General features: G+C 28.8%; 19 protein-coding genes and 2 riboswitches. Of the genes, 5 read left to right on the top strand and 14 right to left on the bottom strand.

Features of this window, described 5'->3' with window-relative positions; genetic code table 11:
* Positions 1-52 precede the first annotated feature (52 nt).
* Positions 53-125, bottom strand: a riboswitch (Fluoride riboswitch).
* A 91-nt stretch (positions 126-216) separates the two neighbouring features.
* From BN6774_RS02205 to xylA, 8 genes are all read right to left on the bottom strand, one after another.
* On the bottom strand, positions 217-627 hold the full coding sequence (locus BN6774_RS02205) for a hypothetical protein (RefSeq protein ID WP_066889664.1): 411 nt from the start codon (positions 625-627) through the stop codon (positions 217-219).
* Positions 628-740: 113 nt separating this feature from the next.
* Entirely contained in the window at positions 741-2,195 is a 1,455-nt protein-coding gene (gene xylB / locus BN6774_RS02200; protein WP_066889662.1) for a xylulokinase, read from the bottom strand.
* A gap of 57 nt (positions 2,196-2,252) precedes the next feature.
* Positions 2,253-2,729, bottom strand: coding sequence for a PTS sugar transporter subunit IIB (locus BN6774_RS02195; protein ID WP_066889660.1), 477 nt, complete (start codon positions 2,727-2,729; stop codon positions 2,253-2,255).
* Between the two features lie 13 nt (positions 2,730-2,742).
* On the bottom strand, positions 2,743-3,549 hold the full coding sequence (locus BN6774_RS02190) for a PTS system mannose/fructose/sorbose family transporter subunit IID (protein ID WP_235829573.1): 807 nt from the start codon (positions 3,547-3,549) through the stop codon (positions 2,743-2,745).
* Entirely contained in the window at positions 3,536-4,315 is a 780-nt protein-coding gene (locus tag BN6774_RS02185) for a PTS mannose/fructose/sorbose/N-acetylgalactosamine transporter subunit IIC (RefSeq protein ID WP_066889658.1), read from the bottom strand. Before BN6774_RS02185 ends, BN6774_RS02190 begins: the two co-directional genes overlap by 14 nt.
* A gap of 14 nt (positions 4,316-4,329) precedes the next feature.
* Complete coding sequence (locus BN6774_RS02180; protein WP_066889656.1) at positions 4,330-4,746, bottom strand: PTS sugar transporter subunit IIA; 417 nt, start codon at positions 4,744-4,746, stop codon at positions 4,330-4,332.
* A 14-nt stretch (positions 4,747-4,760) separates the two neighbouring features.
* Positions 4,761-6,803: a glycoside hydrolase family 31 protein gene (locus tag BN6774_RS02175; RefSeq protein WP_066889654.1), complete on the bottom strand. Its 2,043-nt coding sequence runs from the start codon at positions 6,801-6,803 to the stop codon at positions 4,761-4,763.
* 12 nt (positions 6,804-6,815) lie between these two features.
* Positions 6,816-8,123 carry a xylose isomerase gene (gene xylA / locus BN6774_RS02170; RefSeq protein ID WP_066889653.1) on the bottom strand — a complete coding sequence of 436 codons (1,308 nt, stop codon included), beginning with the start codon at positions 8,121-8,123 and terminating at the stop codon, positions 6,816-6,818.
* Positions 8,124-8,324: 201 nt separating this feature from the next.
* On the opposite strand from xylA, the gene BN6774_RS02165 reads away from it, so the two are divergent.
* On the top strand, positions 8,325-9,476 hold the full coding sequence (locus tag BN6774_RS02165) for an ROK family protein (protein ID WP_066889651.1): 1,152 nt from the start codon (positions 8,325-8,327) through the stop codon (positions 9,474-9,476).
* Positions 9,477-9,500: 24 nt separating this feature from the next.
* Here the strand turns inward: BN6774_RS02165 and BN6774_RS02160 are convergent, their stop codons facing one another.
* The 3 genes from BN6774_RS02160 to BN6774_RS02150 form a co-directional block, all read right to left on the bottom strand.
* Positions 9,501-10,247, bottom strand: a complete 747-nt coding sequence (locus BN6774_RS02160; RefSeq protein ID WP_066889649.1) for an ABC transporter permease — start codon at positions 10,245-10,247, stop codon at positions 9,501-9,503.
* Complete coding sequence (locus BN6774_RS02155; protein ID WP_066889647.1) at positions 10,244-10,906, bottom strand: ABC transporter ATP-binding protein; 663 nt, start codon at positions 10,904-10,906, stop codon at positions 10,244-10,246. The genes BN6774_RS02160 and BN6774_RS02155 overlap by 4 nt, the downstream gene beginning before the upstream one ends.
* 192 nt (positions 10,907-11,098) lie before the next feature.
* Entirely contained in the window at positions 11,099-11,404 is a 306-nt protein-coding gene (locus BN6774_RS02150; protein ID WP_066889645.1) for a PadR family transcriptional regulator, read from the bottom strand.
* Between the two features lie 232 nt (positions 11,405-11,636).
* Here BN6774_RS02150 and BN6774_RS02145 point away from each other — a divergent pair, with 232 nt between their 5' ends.
* Complete coding sequence (locus BN6774_RS02145) at positions 11,637-12,170, top strand: hypothetical protein (RefSeq protein WP_159426808.1); 534 nt, start codon at positions 11,637-11,639, stop codon at positions 12,168-12,170.
* Positions 12,171-12,188: 18 nt separating this feature from the next.
* Entirely contained in the window at positions 12,189-12,500 is a 312-nt protein-coding gene (locus BN6774_RS02140; RefSeq protein WP_066889641.1) for a hypothetical protein, read from the top strand.
* 89 nt (positions 12,501-12,589) lie between these two features.
* Here BN6774_RS02140 and BN6774_RS02135 read toward each other — a convergent pair whose 3' ends face one another.
* Complete coding sequence (locus BN6774_RS02135) at positions 12,590-14,065, bottom strand: leucyl aminopeptidase (RefSeq protein ID WP_066889639.1); 1,476 nt, start codon at positions 14,063-14,065, stop codon at positions 12,590-12,592.
* A gap of 300 nt (positions 14,066-14,365) precedes the next feature.
* Here BN6774_RS02135 and BN6774_RS02130 point away from each other — a divergent pair, with 300 nt between their 5' ends.
* Positions 14,366-16,390, top strand: coding sequence for a penicillin-binding transpeptidase domain-containing protein (locus BN6774_RS02130; protein ID WP_066889637.1), 2,025 nt, complete (start codon positions 14,366-14,368; stop codon positions 16,388-16,390).
* A 66-nt stretch (positions 16,391-16,456) separates the two neighbouring features.
* Positions 16,457-16,588 (top strand): hypothetical protein, encoded by a 132-nt coding sequence (locus BN6774_RS18920; RefSeq protein ID WP_268873128.1) that lies wholly within the window; start codon positions 16,457-16,459, stop codon positions 16,586-16,588.
* A 53-nt stretch (positions 16,589-16,641) separates the two neighbouring features.
* Here the strand turns inward: BN6774_RS18920 and BN6774_RS02125 are convergent, their stop codons facing one another.
* Positions 16,642-17,214, bottom strand: coding sequence for a xanthine phosphoribosyltransferase (locus BN6774_RS02125; protein ID WP_066889634.1), 573 nt, complete (start codon positions 17,212-17,214; stop codon positions 16,642-16,644).
* 82 nt (positions 17,215-17,296) lie between these two features.
* Positions 17,297-17,398, bottom strand: a riboswitch (purine riboswitch).
* 34 nt (positions 17,399-17,432) lie between these two features.
* Entirely contained in the window at positions 17,433-17,942 is a 510-nt protein-coding gene (gene nrdG, locus BN6774_RS02120; protein WP_066889632.1) for an anaerobic ribonucleoside-triphosphate reductase activating protein, read from the bottom strand.
* Positions 17,943-17,945: the final 3 nt, after the last annotated feature.

Genomic DNA, 17,945 nt, shown 5'->3' with positions numbered 1-17,945 from the left:
TAACATTTTTATAATTTCCTATACATTAAAAAAAGACTATGGCTCTACGATTAAAATCATAGAAGTCATTAGTCTTACTTGACGGTTTAGATTTCTCACGGGAGAACTTCATTCCCAAAACTTATTTATGTCTTATTTAAATATTATAATACTAAAATTTATAAAAATCAATTTACTCATCTACTTATCATATAATGAAGTGTTTATTTAAAATTTCTATACTAAACCATTTTCTCTACTCCTATATACAATAAATGTTATTATTGATAATAATATCTGAATAACGCTAAGAATAATAAATTCACCTGTCGCTAAATATATATCACCTAATACTCTTATTGATATTAGTAAACTTACTAAAAATATTATTCCCATAATAAATGTAATTATTATTCCTTTCTTTCCCCCAATAAAAGTAGAAACTCCTGCTAATAAATTACCTAACCCATAAAAAAGTATTGCAATAATCCCTGGAATAACCCAACTTTTAAATGGTACCCTACCTAACCATTCTGGTGGATACTCTCCATATCTACCTAATACCATTCTAAATCCTTCGTATATTGCACCTAAGGCTAAAAATAAATCATAAGTTATTAACACCATTTTCATTTTATTATTTTTCATAATTCTCACCCCTTATGCTAATATTAGCACTTATAATAATATTTATCAATATATTTTTATTGTTTATCGATATAAGATTATAATAAAAAAAGCTGAGTTCCCTCAGCTTTGTATTATATATTTTTTATATTTCCGTACACTCTTCTATAACGAGAATAAACTTCTTTATAGGCTTCTACTGCTTCTTCCTTTGGATAATAGCATTCTTTTTCTTTTACTATTACCTTTACAGCATCTTCAAATGATTCAAACCAATTTAAAGAAACAGCTGCAATAATTGTTGCTCCAAGAGATGGTCCTTCTTCTATTTTTAATGATATTATCTTCTTATTAAATACATTTGCTTGAATTTGAAGCCAATCTTTTGATTTTGCTCCTCCACCTACTGAAATTATATCTCTATCACTATCATCTTCATAAATGCTAAAACAATCCTTTAATGAGAATGTTATTCCTTCGATTACCGCTCTTGCAAAATGATTTAAATCATGACTTTTATCTATTCCTATAAATGTCCCTCTTATTTTACTATCTGTATATGGAGTTCTTTCACCTACTATATATGGAGCAAATAATAATCCATTAGCTCCTTCTTTAACATTCGAAACACCACTTAATAATTCATCAAAGCTTTTATCCTTAGCAAAAGTATCTCTAAACCAAGTTAAAGAATCTCCGGCAGAAAGAGTTACCCCCATAGAATAATAACTACTTGGTAGTACATTATTAAACATATGAAGTCTTCCATGGTAATTTTTATACTCTTCTTCATACTTTAAATATACACCTGATGTACCTATACTTAATAAATCTCTATTTTTATTTATTATTCCTGATCCTAAAGCTGAACATGGGTTATCAGAACCAGCTGGGAAAATTTTAATACTTCCTTTAACATTTAATTTTTCCTTTAACTCATCATTCAATTCTCCTACACATTCAGTTGAATTATATATCTTAGGATACTTTTCTAAATCTAAATTCAAAAGATTCGCTATTTCTTCTGACCACTTTCCTTCTTTTACATCTAGCATTTGAGTTCCAGCTGCATCAGAAATATCTGTACATATATTACCTGTATATTTAAACACTAAGTAATCCTTAGGTAGGCAGAACTTTTTAGTTTTATTCCAATTTTCAGGTTCATTTTCTTTTATCCATAATACTTTTGGAAGTGTAAATCCTTCTAAACTTTTATTTCCTGTGATTTGAATTATTTTATCAGCAAAGTTATCCATAATATATTGGCATTGCTTAGTAGTTCTTGTATCATTCCATAAAATACTTCTTCTTATAGGATTATTTTCTTTATCTAACAACACTAAGCTATGCATTTGACCAGATATGCTTATAGCTCTTAGATCATGTCCTTCTAAATCTTTAGTTATCTTCTCTAAAACTTTAACTGAAGCATTATACCAGTCCTCTGGATCCTGTTCCGAGTATCCTTCCCTACTGTTATATAAAGGATAACTTTCCGAATGTTTTAATACTACCTCTCCGTCTCTACTTAAAGCTATTCCTTTGATTGAGCCTGTTCCTAAATCTAATCCTATTACATATTCCATAAAATATCCTCCTATTTAATTAATAAATTAGGGAGACTTTCTTGCCTCCCTTAAATCTTAAAGATATTCTTTTAAATAAACTAATGGATCTGTAGGAGTCATTATTGCTGTAATTTCTACTCCTCTATCTATTAATTCTTTAAATGCTTCCTTTTCTTCTGGTGTAACACTTATAGATGGTCTTATAACTTCTGTGTTTGATTTAGAAGACATATTTCCTACATTAATCTTCTTAATATCTAATCCATTTTTCACAAGATAAAGTAAATCTAATGGTGATTTTACAACAATAAATACTTTTTGTCCTTCATATTTTCCTGAAGAAATATTTTTTAATGCTGTTTCTCTAGTTATAATTGATGTGCTTACATTTGATGGAGCAGCCATTCTTAATACTGATTTCTGTAGATCATTATTAGCTACTTCATCATTAATAACCATAATTCTTGTTGCTCCTAAGTTGTTTGTCCACATTGTAGCAACTTGACCGTGTATTAATCTATCGTCTATTCTTATATGAATTATCCCTTTCATCTTATTATCCCTCCTAAACAAGTACTCCTAGTGCGTGTAAAATTATTGACATCACTATTACTAATAATATTAAATATGTTGGTTTAACTTTCTTACCTAATAAGTAGTACATTAATCCAACTATAGCTGCTGGAATTAACCCTGGCATTATTTGATCTAATATACTTTGTCCAGTCATTTCAATTTCACCTTGAACAAAGCTGAAACCTACAGTTGCTCTTATAACTGTAGACATAAGTCCACCTACAACCATTAATCCTAAAATAGAAGTTGCTTTAGTAATTGATTTCATTTTGCTTTCTAAAACATTTACTAACTTAGTTCCTGAAAAATAACCTGCTTTAAATAAAGGGAAACTAAGCATTTTTATAGCAACGCTTACTGCTATCCATAGGAATATTCCTGCTGGATTTCCTTCTATAGCCATATTTGCAGCTATTGCTCCAAATATAGTCCAAGGAATAACAACACATAAGCTATCTCCTAAGCCTGCCAAAGGTCCCATTAAACCACTTTTTATTGAACTTACAGCATCTGCTGCATTATTCTTCTCTTTTTCTTCAATAGCTATATTTAAACCAAAGACATATGGTGCTACCCATGGATTTGTGTTAAAGAATTGCAAATGCCTCTTAACAGCACTTTGTAATCCATCTGGATCATTTCTATATGTAAACTTTAAAAATGGCAATATTGCATAACAATAAGCTAAAGCTTGCATTTTTTCATAGTTAGATGATACACTGCTTGTAAATATCCATCTTAATAAAACTTTACTACGTATTTTTTTTGGTGTAAGTTCATTATTACTCATCTTCATCCATACCTCCTACTGGAGAAACAACTGTAGCTTCTCTATCATTTTCTCTCTTAAATTCAATTAATGCTATAGCTGCTGCTATAAGTGCAACTCCTAATAAAGGAAGTTTTAAATATATAGTAACTACAAATCCTATTAAAAGATATGCAAAATAATCTTTTGTAGGAAGATTTTTTAATAGTAAAGCTATACCAACTGCAGGTAAAATTCCACCTGCTACTTGAAGTCCACCTAATAACCATTCTGGACTTTTATTTATTAATGCATTTACTAAATCTGGTCCAAATATAGTTGCTAATAATATTGGAACTCCTGTAGTAGCACAAGTTAAAACTACTCCTAACATTTGCATTCTAGCAATACCATTATATTCTCTCTTATCTGCATAACTTTCAGCTTTATGAGCTAGCCATACACCAATAGTATTTCTTAATACATCTAATTGAACCATTAATAGAGCTACAGGGATACCGATAGTTATTCCAACATTAGGATCTTGTCCTGTTGAAACTGTTATAAATGTAGCAACAACACTAGCTGTTTGATAATCAGGTATTGATGCGCCTCCAAAGTTACTTATACCTAGGGACATTAATTGCAATGTTCCACCTATAAATAATCCTGTCTTAACATCACCCATTATTAATCCAACAATAAATCCTGCTGTAACTGGTTGATATGTACCGAACATAGTACTATTTTTTTCATAGTTGATAAAAAAACCATATAAAACAATTAATATTAATTGCCAAGCTTGAACTTCCATTCTCACATCTCCTTTTATTCATCCTCATTGTTACTTGTTTGATTTTTTAATTCTTCTGATAAAATATTTACAACTTTCATATTTTTAATATTCTCAATTTCTTCCGAAACTGAAAGATTTGAACTATTTAATAAAGCATCTAGAAAAATTGGTACATTTGCTCCAGCTAATATATCAACTTCTCCTTTTATTAGACCTATATTGTTTGTGCAAACATTAAATGGTGTTCCATGAAATAAATCTACTAATATAAGAACATTAGAATCCTTAATATCATTAAATACTGAAATTACTTTTTTCTCAAAATTATCAATTCCACTTTCATCTAATATTATTGGATATACATTTTCAGTATCCTTTGTGAAGAAATGAATTGTATCTAAAATTCCATTAGCGAAATTTCCATGTGATGCTAAAACTATTTTATACATTTTTATCTCACCTACTATACTAATAAATTTTTAATATATGATCCTTCCTTACAAAATACAGGAATATTATCTAATGGTGCGTCAATAGTAATAAATTGACCACCTTCATATATCTTTTCTGTATTAATATCAATCCAATTATTTCCCTTTGGTAAATAAACCTTTCTTTGTCTATCTCTATAGTACATAATTGGAGCTACAAGTAGCTCTGAACCAAACATATATTGATTATCTACTGTCCAAGCTGTTTCATCTTCTGGATAATCAAAGAATGTAGGTCTCATTATTGGTTCTCCTGATTTATGAGTTTCATTAAATAGCCCTGATATATAGCCCTTTAATTTTTCTCTTATATTTATATACTTAACAAATATCTTTTGAGCTTCCTCACCATATGACCAAATTTCGTTATCTGCACCACTTTCACATTGACCTCCACCATCTTTTCCAAGAGGTTTTTTATGAGGTTGTCTATCTCCATGCATTCTAAGAATTGGAGAGAATGTTGCATATTGGAACCATCTTATCATTAACTCTCTGAATTCTGGATCATTTATATTTCCACCATGGAATCCTCCTATATCAGTTGTCCACCATGGATTTCCTGCAATACTCATATTTAATCCTGTATTAACTTGATTTCTAAATGCTCCAAAACTAGAATCTATATCTCCAGACCATACTAAAGTTCCATATTTTTGGCTTCCAGCCCAACAACCTCTAATTAATGTTACAGGAGTTTTATTTTCTTTCGCTAATCCGTCATATACAATTTTAGAAAACTCATTAGGATATAAGTTACCTACTTTTAAGTCAGTTCCTAAGTGATATCTATAGTTATCAAAATCATATAATGCATAGCCAGGCTCAGCTACATCAAGCCAGAACATAGATATTCCATTATCATAGTAACTCTTCTTCAATCTTTCCCAAACATAATCTCTTGTTTCAGGGTTAGTTGGATCTATGAATACAGTGTTACTTAATTGCTGCATTGTAATCCTTACTCCCCTATTAACTTTAACTAATAAACCCTTTTCAATAGCTTCATTATAATTCTTAGCATTTTGTGATATTGTTGGCCATACAGAAATCATTGTTTCTATACCCATTTCTTTTAACTCATCTACCATCTTTTGTGGATCCGGCCAATATCTCTTATCAAAATCATAATGTCCTTGCTCTGTCCAATGGAAGAAATCTATTACTAAAACTGATGGTGTAATACCTAGCTCTTTATATTTTTTAGCTACTTCTAAAACTTCTTCTTGTGTTTGATATCTCATCTTACTTTGCCATAATCCTAATAGATTTTCTGGCATTTCAGGTGCTCTACCAACAACACTTGTATAGTTTTCTATTATCTTTTTTGGAGTATCTTCTGATGTTATCCAGTAATCTAAATAATCAGTAGATTTCATAGTCCATTCTGTTATATTTTTTGCAAAATTTACTTCTCCAATACCAGGATTATTCCATAAGAATCCATAATTTTTGTTTGATATATAAAACGGAACTGTTAGCTGGCTATTTCTATGGGCTAATTCTAATTTACAATACTTTAAATCTAAGAATGATTGTTGATATTGACCCATTCCAAATATTTTTTCATTTGGAGCTGACTCAAATCTTTGAGTCAGCTTATAATCTCCATTTAAGGAAGGGGTAAACTCTCTAGCTCTTAGCTTTAAAGTACATGAAAACCCAGTAATACTTTTTACACTAACATCTTCGTTACCCATATCATTAGCAACAGCTCTTTCTCTAATATACTCTTCTAATAATATTTCATCCTTAGCATTTTTAAATACTATTCTATTTCTATTAGTTACATATGCTTTGATGTTTCCATTAATAATTTCTGCTTCATTTAAATCTTCAAAAATTTTTATATTTGCTTTAGTATTTTCGACCTTTTCTGTTAATGCATTTTCATATTGAGGAATATCTCCATAAGGTGTTGATCTAACTCTAAAACTATTTTTCCCCCATGGCTCTATACACAATATTTCATTATCATATTTGCGAAAAAGCTTATTATCGATAGTGTAGAACATTAAATCCCCCCCTTAATAAATATAGTCATTAAGCTTAGATTTTACATATTCAATATGTGATGATTTGTTGTTAACTTCTTTTATTGATAATGCATAGCTAGTTAGTGACTCTAAGTCTGCTTCATTATTCAATAAATTATTTCCTAAATCGCTCTTATAAGATGAATATCTTTCCTTTTTGATGTTATCTAAATATTCACTTTCAATTATTCTTGCTGCTGCCTTTAATCCTCTTGCATAAGTATCCATTCCTGCTATATGAGCTATAAATAGATCTTCTTGTTCAAAGGAACTTCTTCTAACCTTAGCATCAAAGTTTATACCACCATCATGTAATCCACCATTTTTTAAGATTTCTATCATAACTAATGTAGTATCATAAAGATTAGTTGGGAATTCATCAGTATCCCATCCTAGTAGTGAATCTCCTTGGTTTGCATCTATTGAACCTAATGCATTATAGTTTCTTGCTATATTTAATTCATGTTCAAAAGTATGTCCAGCTAACATTGCATGATTTGCTTCTATATTTAACTTAAAGTCTTCCATTAAATCATATCTTTGAAGAAATGCTAATGTTGTTGCAGAGTCAAAATCATATTGATGTGTCATTGGCTCTTTTGGTTTTGGTTCTATTAAGAAAGTTAATTTATGATTAATCTTCTTAGTATAAGCTACTGCCATTTTATATAGTCTTGCTATATTTTCTTCTTCAAACTTAATATCTGTATTTAGGAAACTTTCATAACCTTCTCTTCCACCCCAAAATACAAAGTTCTTACCACCAAGTTTTTTACTTATATCTATTCCTTTTTTAACTTGAGCTGCTGAAATTGCATAAACATCTAAGTTAGGGCTTGAAGCTGCTCCATTAACATATATTGGATTAGAATGTCTATCCGCTGTATTCCATAAAAGCTTAATACCTGTCTTGTCCATTTTTTCTTTCATGTAATCAGTTATAACATCTAGGTTATGGAAGAATTCTTCTAAGCTATCTCCAAAAGGAGCTATATCCATATCATGGAAGCAAAAATATTCAACTCCTAATTTTTCGAAGAACTCAAAAGCTGCATCTACTTTGTTCATAGCAGTTTTCATCGGATCTTCTGTATTCCAATTTCTTATATTTGTTGCCTTTCCAAAAGGATCTGCTCCATCTTGATTAAATGTATGCCAATAAGCTACTGCAAATTTAAGATGTTCCTTCATAGGTTTTCCCATTACTATTTCTTCTGGATTATAATGATGGAAGGCAAACATATTATTACTGTTTGGTCCTTCATATTTTATTTTTTGTATGTTACTAAAGTACTCCATATATACACCTCGTTTTAATTAGTTAGTTTTCCTATCTAACTTAATGATACATCCATATTTTTTCTGTGTCAATGTTTACATTTGAAATTTTTTAAAAATTTTAAAATTTGGGTTTATTTATAATTTTTAAATTTATTCTTTTTGAACTTTTTTCTTTGCTATGCTATATTATTCTAAGAATACTTAAAGAAGGTGTTTAAAATGGATAATAATAAATTTAATATAAGAAAATTTAATATAGTAGAAATATTAACTCTTCTATTCAAGAAACCTAATATTTCTAGAATAGATATTTCAAAACTAATAAATCTTAATAAGGCCAGTGTTTCTGAAATAGTAGCTCTTTTAATAGAAAATGAATTAGTTAGTGAGATTGGAACTGGAAGTAGTGGTTCTAGCGGAGGAAGAAAACCTATACTTCTTAAGATAAATGAAAAAGCTGGTTGTAGCTTAGGAATTGATTTAGGAATTGATTATGTTAGCTTTTTACTTACTGATTTAAACAAAAATGTATTGTTTTATGATTATTATGAAGAAATAATAAATAAAAATAATGTAATCGAAATTATTGTAAAGGTAATCAATTCTTTAGAAAGCCTTTTAGCAGAATATAAATATGGATTAATAGGAGCTACCTTAGCAGTTCATGGTAGAGTTTTTAATGACAAAATTAAATTTACTCCATACTATGATTTAGACGAAATAGACTTAATAACAGAACTATCTTCACTTATGCCAAATATTAATTTTTATTTAGAAAATGAATCTAATTTAGCAGCTGTTGGAGAATTTGAAAACTCAATAGAGCCTTTAAATAATGCAGTCGTTATAAATGTTCATTCCGGTATAGGATCTGGTATAATAATTAACGGTGAATTATATACTGGTTTTGAAGGAAGGGCAGGAGAAATAGGTCATATTGTACTTATCCCAAATGGAAAAGAGTGTCCTTGTGGAAATAAGGGTTGCTTTGAACAATACTGTTCAATTCCTGCTTTATTAGATGATTTTAACAAGAAATCTGATATAAAGATTAGAACTATAAAGGAACTTTGTGATTTATATAATTCAAATAACAAAATAGCTGTGGATACAATAACAAAAAATATTGAACTTATGTCCATTGGAATATCTAATATATTTAACTTATTTGCTGCTGATAATATATTTATTCATAGCGAAATAACTCATTATATTCCAGATTATCTGAATTTAATTAATAATAAAATAAATACAATATTTTCTAAGGCAATCACCATTCTTCCAAACGAATTAGATAATAAATCTAATTTATTTGGCGGAGTAAATCGTTGTATATATAACTTTTTTAATGAAATTCCTGATAAATTATAAAAGGTGGATATTAATATCCACCTTTTAGCTTTTTATTTGCTTTCTACTATTGAAGAATTTTTTATAACTTAAATAAGTTGCTATCATTACTGAAAGAGATGTTGATGAAATAATCATAAATGTAACCATTATTTGAAACTTAACTGCTATTAGTGGAGACGTCCCCCCTAATATTAATCCTGTCATCATTCCTGGTAATGAAACAATACCTAAAGTTTTAGCTGAATCTATACTTGGCATTATTGATATTTTTATACTATCTCTTATTATATCTTGAGATGCATCCTTTATATCTGCACCCAATGACAGCTTAACTTCAACTGCAGTTCTATTATTTTTATAAGTTGATATTAAATTTTTATAGGCTAAAGATAACGCAACCATTGAATTACTTACAACCATTCCTGCTACTGGAATTACCTCACTTGGAGTGAATTCTATAGCCTTAGACAAAACTAAAACGCTCATAGTAATGCTTGTCCCAACTAGTATTGATATAAAGGAAATTAATAATTGATTATCTATTCCGCCCTCCTTCTTTTTTGTATTTAAGGCTGCATTAAATATCATTAGTAAGATTAGTATAATAGTATATATAGGATTTTCCAATCCAAAAATAAAATCTAATAAATATCCAACTATAATAAGTTGAATTATTGCTCTTATCATACTAAATATAATATCTTTCTCTAAGTCTAATTTATCTTTATAAGAAATAAAAACCGGAATAGCAACTAATACCGAGGATAAAACTAAAGCCTTTGTACTCATCTCTCAATCACCTCTGTCTTCTTTATTTTTCCTTCTTCCATAGTTATTTTCTTATTAAATATCCTTGTACTTTGCTCTTCATCATGAGTTACCCATACTATAGTTATTCCTGAATTATTTAGCTCTTTAATATATTCTTCTACAATAATAGTATTAGCTTTATCTAAAGCCGATGTTGCTTCATCAAGTAATAGTACATCTGGTAAAAACATTAAGTTTCTAATTAAAGCTATTCTTTGCTTCTCTCCACCAGATAATAAGTTTATGTCTTTACTAAGATACGAAGTATCCAATTTAAATACATCTAAGAGTTCCTTTACTCTTTTATTATCTATTTTTTTATTTCTTATTTTAAAAGGAAACTCCAAATTATCTTTAACTGTTCCTCCAAAAAGATATGGTAACTGCGTACAATAACTTATTTTTCTTCTTAACTCTATGGGATTATAGGATAAATAACTAGACTCCTTGTACTTAATATCTCCTGAAGTTGGAGATATTAAATCTGCCAAAAGTCTTAAAAGTGTACTTTTTCCGCCTCCAGATTCTCCTACTATTGAAATACATTCACCTTTTTTTATTTCTAAAGAAATATTATTTAAAATATTTTTTTCTTTATCTTTAAAATTTAAGTTTTCTATTTTTAATATGTTCACTATATCACCATCCTTTACTAATTATCGAATTTCAATATCGTATTTTGATATTAACATATGCTAACTTTTTTTTCAAATAAAAAAGTGTATCTATATAGTTTTCTAAAGCATAAAAATAAGGATGAATGATGTATTACAATATTTTAAAATTTCAATACATCATTCATCCTCATATATCAATAAAACATAATTTATTCACATAACCTCATCAACTAATGTTTTTAAGTTTTTCTTTAACTCTATTAAAAGCTCATTTCCCTTTTCAGTATTTTTATAATACTTCCTAACTTTACCGTTAACTATTTTATCCTCTCTTATTAATAAACCTTCTTCTACCATAGATTTCAAAATGGGATATACAGTTCCTGGACTAAGCTTATACCCATGTTCCTTAAGTTCTTCCATAATCCATGTTCCATAAAAGTCCCCTTCACTTCCATGATGTAAAATATGAATATATATTAGACCATTAAGTATCTTTCTTATTATTTGATCTTTCAAAGTTTCATCCCCTTATATTAACCTTAAACTTTATAAGTACTCTTATTATATCTCATTATTATAATTCATACAAAATAATTTATCCTTCTTAAACTCTTATTTTATATAAGCATTTTCTATGTAATTAAATGTATTATTAGTATATAATTGTATTGTAATTATTGTGGAAAGGATTGATTTTATAATAAAAAGAGTTTTTAATTTATATTTTTTAATTCTTATTTCATTTATTATGGCAGGATTTTCATTATCTAATTTAAATAATGAAGAAATAGAAATAATAACACCAAATGTATCAAAAGAAGAATCAATACATAATGATATGGTATTACTTGATTATGCTTCTGATGATATAGTTATATTTCACAGCTACTTTGGATTATTTGTTTATGATATTAAATCCAAAAAAATAATAAGAAGCTTAGACCTAGAAAACCTTAACTTACATCAAATTCAAGGAGATAATTCTTGTGAAATTACAGTAAATAATGATGCTAGTATAATTCAATTAAGTACTGTTCCCAAAGAATCAATGTATATCTACAATATTGAAGATAATATTCTTCTTAAAAGTAAATATAAAGATATGAAAAATAAATCAGACACAAAGATAAAACCTTATGAAATACAAGGTGATAATCAATTCATGGTATTATATGGTGTTGAATTTGATAACGGAGATTTTGGCTATTTAAAAACTGAAGACTCTACAATAGAATCCTTAGAATATATTCGTGGTGATAATCACTATAAAATTTTTGAATAATAAAAAGGAGGCTTTATTATGCAGTTAGAACAAGGTGTTGAAACTTTACTTCTTTTTGGTTTTTCCATCATTCTAGTAATAGTAGCTATATTTATATTTTTTCTGTTTTTTAAATATAAGAATAAAGGTTTATTGTGGTTTATTCCCCAATTACTATTATTATGCTTATGTTGCTACTTATTTTTACTCCTTACTAAAAATGAATCTTTTGTATCTCATGCAATGCTTTCGGAAGAAAATAGTTTAATTATTGGTTACTTGGGAATTAGCTGGGCTTTGAGTATGTTTTTCATGATATTAGGTATTTCTAGTATATTAAAGCATAATTAATATACTAGAATCGAAAAAATATAAAAAGGGCTGTTATAAAACAGCCCTTACCTTAATTCTACATTCTTAATTATTAATTTTTAATTATTCTACTTGCTTCTTCTCTTTGCTAGCTCATATAGTGTATGAACTGGAGCTCCTGTTCCACCCTTAACTCCTAAATCACTATTTTTAGAAGTCCAAGCTGTTCCAGCTATATCTAAGTGTAGCCATGGCTTATCTTGAACGAAAGCTTCTATGAATAATCCAGCAGTTATTGTTCCTGCATATCTTCCACCACTGTTCTTTAAATCTGCTATATCAGATTTAATTAACTTTTTGTAATCATCAAAGGCAGGTAATTGCCACATCTTATCTCCAGTGTATTCTGAAGCTGTCTTTAATTCTTCAAAGAAGTCTTGGTTATTTGTAACTACTGCTGTAGTAGTTTCACCTAACGCAACTAATGCTGCTCCTGTTAATGTTGCTAAATCTATAACCTCATTAACCTTTTCTTCTGTAATAATATAGTGAACAGCATCTACTAAAGTTAATCTACCTTCGGCATCTGTATTAACAACTTCTATAGTTTTACCAGCCATAGTTCCTATTACTTCACCTGGTTTATATGCTTCACCAGAAATTAAGTTTTCGCAAGCTGCTACAACTGCAATTACATTAAGTTTTAATCCTCTTTTAGCAATTATAGACATAGCACCTATAACTGAAGCTGCTCCCCCCATATCTGATTTCATATCTAACATACTATCAGTTGGCTTAATTGAGTATCCACCTGAATCATAAGTTAATCCCTTACCTACTAGACCAAGAACATTATCTTTATTATCCTCGTCTCCAAAGTATCTCATAACTATAAGCTTAGGCTCTTTTGAAGATCCCTTTGCAACATTATAAAATGCTTCCATTTTTAAAGCTTTAATCTTGTCAACTCCGTGAACTTCTACTTCAAATCCACTTTCATTACCAACCTTAACTGCTGCTTCAGCTAAAGTTTCTGGATAAATAATATTTGATGGCTCATTAACTAAGTTTCTTGCAATTATTATTCCCTTAGCTACTTCAATACCTTCATTTATAGCCTCTTCTATTTCTCTTGTAGCTTCTTTTATTCCACATCTAGAAATTGAAATATTTAATTCTTTTTCTTCCTTAGCATCAGTTTTATACTTATTAAATGTATAGTTAGCTAATTCTGCTGATGTTGCCATAGCTTTAATTAACTCTTCAAGAGTTATTTTTTCTGTATGAGGAACTCTTAAGAATATGTTTGTAAGTCCTAAGTCCTTAACTTTCTTAACTCCCCTTCCAGTTGCTTCTCTAACATTATCTAAAGTTAGATTTTCTTCTTTTCCTAATCCAACTAAAACTACCGTTTGAATAGTTTCATTTAAGTTTCTTGTGAAAGTATATACTTCACCATTCTTTCCCTTAAATAAGTCCTTTTCTTCTGCAAATTTTATATTTTTATTTAACTCTTCATTTGATACTTGTAACTTATCTTCTAGTAAATATATAACTAGAGCATCTGCTGTTGAACAAGTTAAGTTTCTATAATTTATGCTCATTTAATCACCTCTTCGTAAACATCCTTTTACTCATAATACCACTATTAGAAAATCTATTCAATGGATAACTATTATTATTTAGAATAACTTTTTGAAAATTTATAATTTTGTTGTATAAAAAACTTAAAACTGTAAATACTACTAATGTAGATACAAAACCTGTTTATACAGGTCCCATCCCCCATTTATTTATAAAGCGCTTCGGCGCTTTTTTATTTTACAAATTTATGTAAACCGTCTTAATTAGTGGTATAATTTTATATATTAAATTATTTACTTAAAAAGGGATGGGATAAGTTTATGAATACAAAAAAACCTTTAAAATTACTTATATTATTAACATTGTCCTTATGCTTTATACTAATATCAACTGGATGTACAAGTATGAATAAGGCAGAAAAAACTTTTAATACCTTTACTGAAAAATGGGCTAATGCTGATTATTTAGGAATGTATGAAATGCTAACTAATGACTCTAAAGAATACATATCAGAAGAAGATTTCGTATCTAGATACACTAATATATTTACTGCTATAGGTGCTAATAATCTCTCCTTTGAAGTTAATGGAGAAAAAGGGAAAGATGATGGAATTATAACTATTCCTTTTAATCTTAATATGACAGCAATCACTGGTGATCTCAAGCTTAATGATTATAAATTATCTTTAATTAAAGAAGATAAAGATTATAAAGTAAAGTGGGATGAAAGTTTAATTTTCCCTAATATGATTAAGGATGATAAAGTTAGGGTTTCAGTAACTCAAGCAAAAAGAGGAAGTATTCTTGATAAAGATGGAAGAGTTTTAGCTAGTGATGGAGATATAAGCACAGTGGGTATTTACCCAGCTAATTTTAACGAATCCAATGTAGAATCTAAAGTCAAAGAACTTGCTAATGTTTTAGATATAAGTGAAGAGAACATTACCAATAAGCTTAACGCTAATACAAACCCTGAACATTTTATTCCTTTAGTAGATATACTAAATACTGATCCCAAATTAAATTCACTCCATAGCAGAGATTCAGAAGGAATTATAATTAAGTCCAAATTAGGAAGAATATACACTGGTGGAGAAGCCTTTGGCAGATTAATTGGGTATATAGGAAGTATTACTGCTGAAGAATTAGAAAACTTTAAAGATAAGGGATATAATGATACTAGTTTAATAGGTAAAGCTGGATTAGAGCAAGTCTATGAAGATACTCTAAGAGGTGAAGATGCAGCTGAAATATACTTAGAACGTGGTATGGATAAAATAATTATAGCTAATAAAGATGTTAAAAACGGTAGCGATATAACTTTATCTATAGATTCAGATTTACAAAAAAAGATTTATAGTGAGATGACTGGCGAAAAGGGAGCTGCTACAGCTGTTAACCCTAAAACTGGAGAAGTTCTTGCAATGGTAAGTGCGCCTTCATATGATTCAAACACATTTACTACTTATATAAGTAAAACTCAAAAGGCTAAATGGGAAGAAACTAATAATGCTGATGAAATAAATAGATTTAATAAGACTTATTCACCTGGTTCAACAATGAAGTTATTAACTTCAATAATAGGTCTAGAAAATGGAATTATTGATCCAAAGGAAGCTAAAGATATTAAAGGTTTAACTTGGCAAAAAGATACTTCTTGGGGAGATTATAAAGTTACTAGAGTAATAGATCCTAATAAATCTGTAACCTTAAAGGATGCTGTAAACTTCTCTGATAATATTTACTATGCTCAAGTTGCTTTAGACCTTGGTTCTGAAAAATTTATTAAGGGTCTAAAAAACTTTGGAATAGGCGAAGATTTAACCTTTGAATATCCTATGGAAACTTCTCAAATTTCAAATGATGGAGAAATAAATAGAGATATTTTACTTGCAGATACTGGATATGGACAAGGTGAGGTTATGGTTACACCTCTTCATGTTGCACTATTTTATAGTTCTCTAGCAAATGAGGGTAATATAATGCAACCTAGATTAGTTGTAAGTGAAAATTTTGAAGCTAAAGTTTGGAAGGAAGGCTTAATTTCTAAAAATAATCTACCTACTTTAATTGATGCATTTACAGCTGTAATTAATGATGCTGGAGCCACTATTTCAGATGGAGCTGTACCTGGACATAGAGTTGCTGGTAAATCTGGTTCTGCTGAAATAAAGCAGTCTCAAGATGATACCACTGGAACAGAAAATGGATGGTTTGTATCTGTGGATCCAGACTCTGCCAAAATTTCACTTGCTATGATGATTGAAGATGTAAAAGGAAGAGGCAGTAGCCATGTTACTGTTCCTAAAGTAAGAAATGTTATGGACTATTACCTTAATAAGTAATATCTCTAAATAAAATAATGAAAACAATGAAATTTTAATATTATATGTATGTGAAGGAATAAATTTATGAAGAAATATATTGATACTGGAAATTATGAGGATTTTAAAGCTCTTTTTAGTAAAGGACTAGAGGATTCAGTATCCATAGATGAATTTAAATCTTTATTTACGGATAAATTAAAGGAATTCAGCCTATAGCTGAATTCCAACCTAAATTTAAAATTATTCATTTTTAATTTGCTATAATAAAGCTACTTTATTATAGCTTTTCCATCTTCAAATTTTTCTATAATTGCTAAAGATTCAACTCTAACTCCCATTTCTTCAAGTACACTTCTTCCTTCTTGGAATCCTTTTTCAATTACTATTCCTATTCCTATTAAGTTTGCTTTTGATTGATTTACTAAATCAATTAAGCCTTTAGTTGCACAGCCCTTAGCTAAAAAGTCATCTATTATTAGTATGTTTTCGCCTTCATTTAAGAATTGTTTTCCAACTCTAACTTTATATGTCTTATTTTTAGTGAAAGAATGTACTTCTGATTCATATACTTCTTTATCTAAGTTTAGGCTTTCTGTTTTTTTAGCAAAAACAACTGGAGCATAATCAAAATACTGTGAAGTAACTGCAGCTATTCCAATTCCTGAAGCCTCTATTGTTAATATCTTATCTATTTTTTCGCCTTCAAATCTTCTTTTGAACTCTTTTCCTACTTCATTTAAAAATTTAATATCCATTTGATGATTTAAAAAAGAGTCAACCTTCAATATATTTCCTTCTCTAACTTTTCCTTTGTTTCTTATCATATCTTTTAATAATTCCATGTGCTTTCTCCTTTACTACTTAGTAATATAGTATTCTAAACGCTTGTCCTGCTAATTTAGCAATAAAGCCAAGAAAAAAACTCATGGCAATACTTTTCTTCGTAGTTAGGATATTTACGGTCTCCTAGTAGAAACACTTGAACCTTATTTTCAAGCATATACGAATACTATAACTTTCTTTTTGATAATTATAATATTTTAAATGAAATAAGGCAAGTTTAATAATCCAATGTTATTATTTTACATTTTTTAATACTTTCTTTTACATCTATAATTCTTTGATTACTAGAACCTCTAAATTTTAAGCCTTCTTCTTTTTTATCTTCTTCAAATCTCCCATCTACAAGCACATCAATATTATTTATAAGCTCTTTCCAATCTGGTCTGTTATCTATATTCTCAAGGATATATTCAAATTTATATCCAGTATAACTCCAAATATTTAAGTTTTTTTCTTTAAAAGCCTTTGCCATATATGCAAATTCTTCTGCCCTTTCAAATGGATCTCCTCCACTAAAAGTAATCCCTTTAATCATAGGATTGCTATAAACATCTTCTATTAATTCCTTAATGTTTTTTTCTTCTCCTAATGAAAAATCATGTGTTTCAGGATTAAAGCATCCTTTACAATTATGATTGCATCCTTGTGAAAAAAATACTCTCCTTACTCCTGGTCCATTAACTAAACTCTCATATGCTATTCCAGCTAATCTAATTGTTTCTTTCAATGA

It is taken from the genome of Clostridium nigeriense, assembly GCF_900086595.1.
Taxonomy (GTDB): domain Bacteria; phylum Bacillota; class Clostridia; order Clostridiales; family Clostridiaceae; genus Clostridium; species Clostridium nigeriense.
Note: the sequence above shows the minus strand (reverse complement) of the source record. Positions and strands in the feature narration are given on the sequence as shown.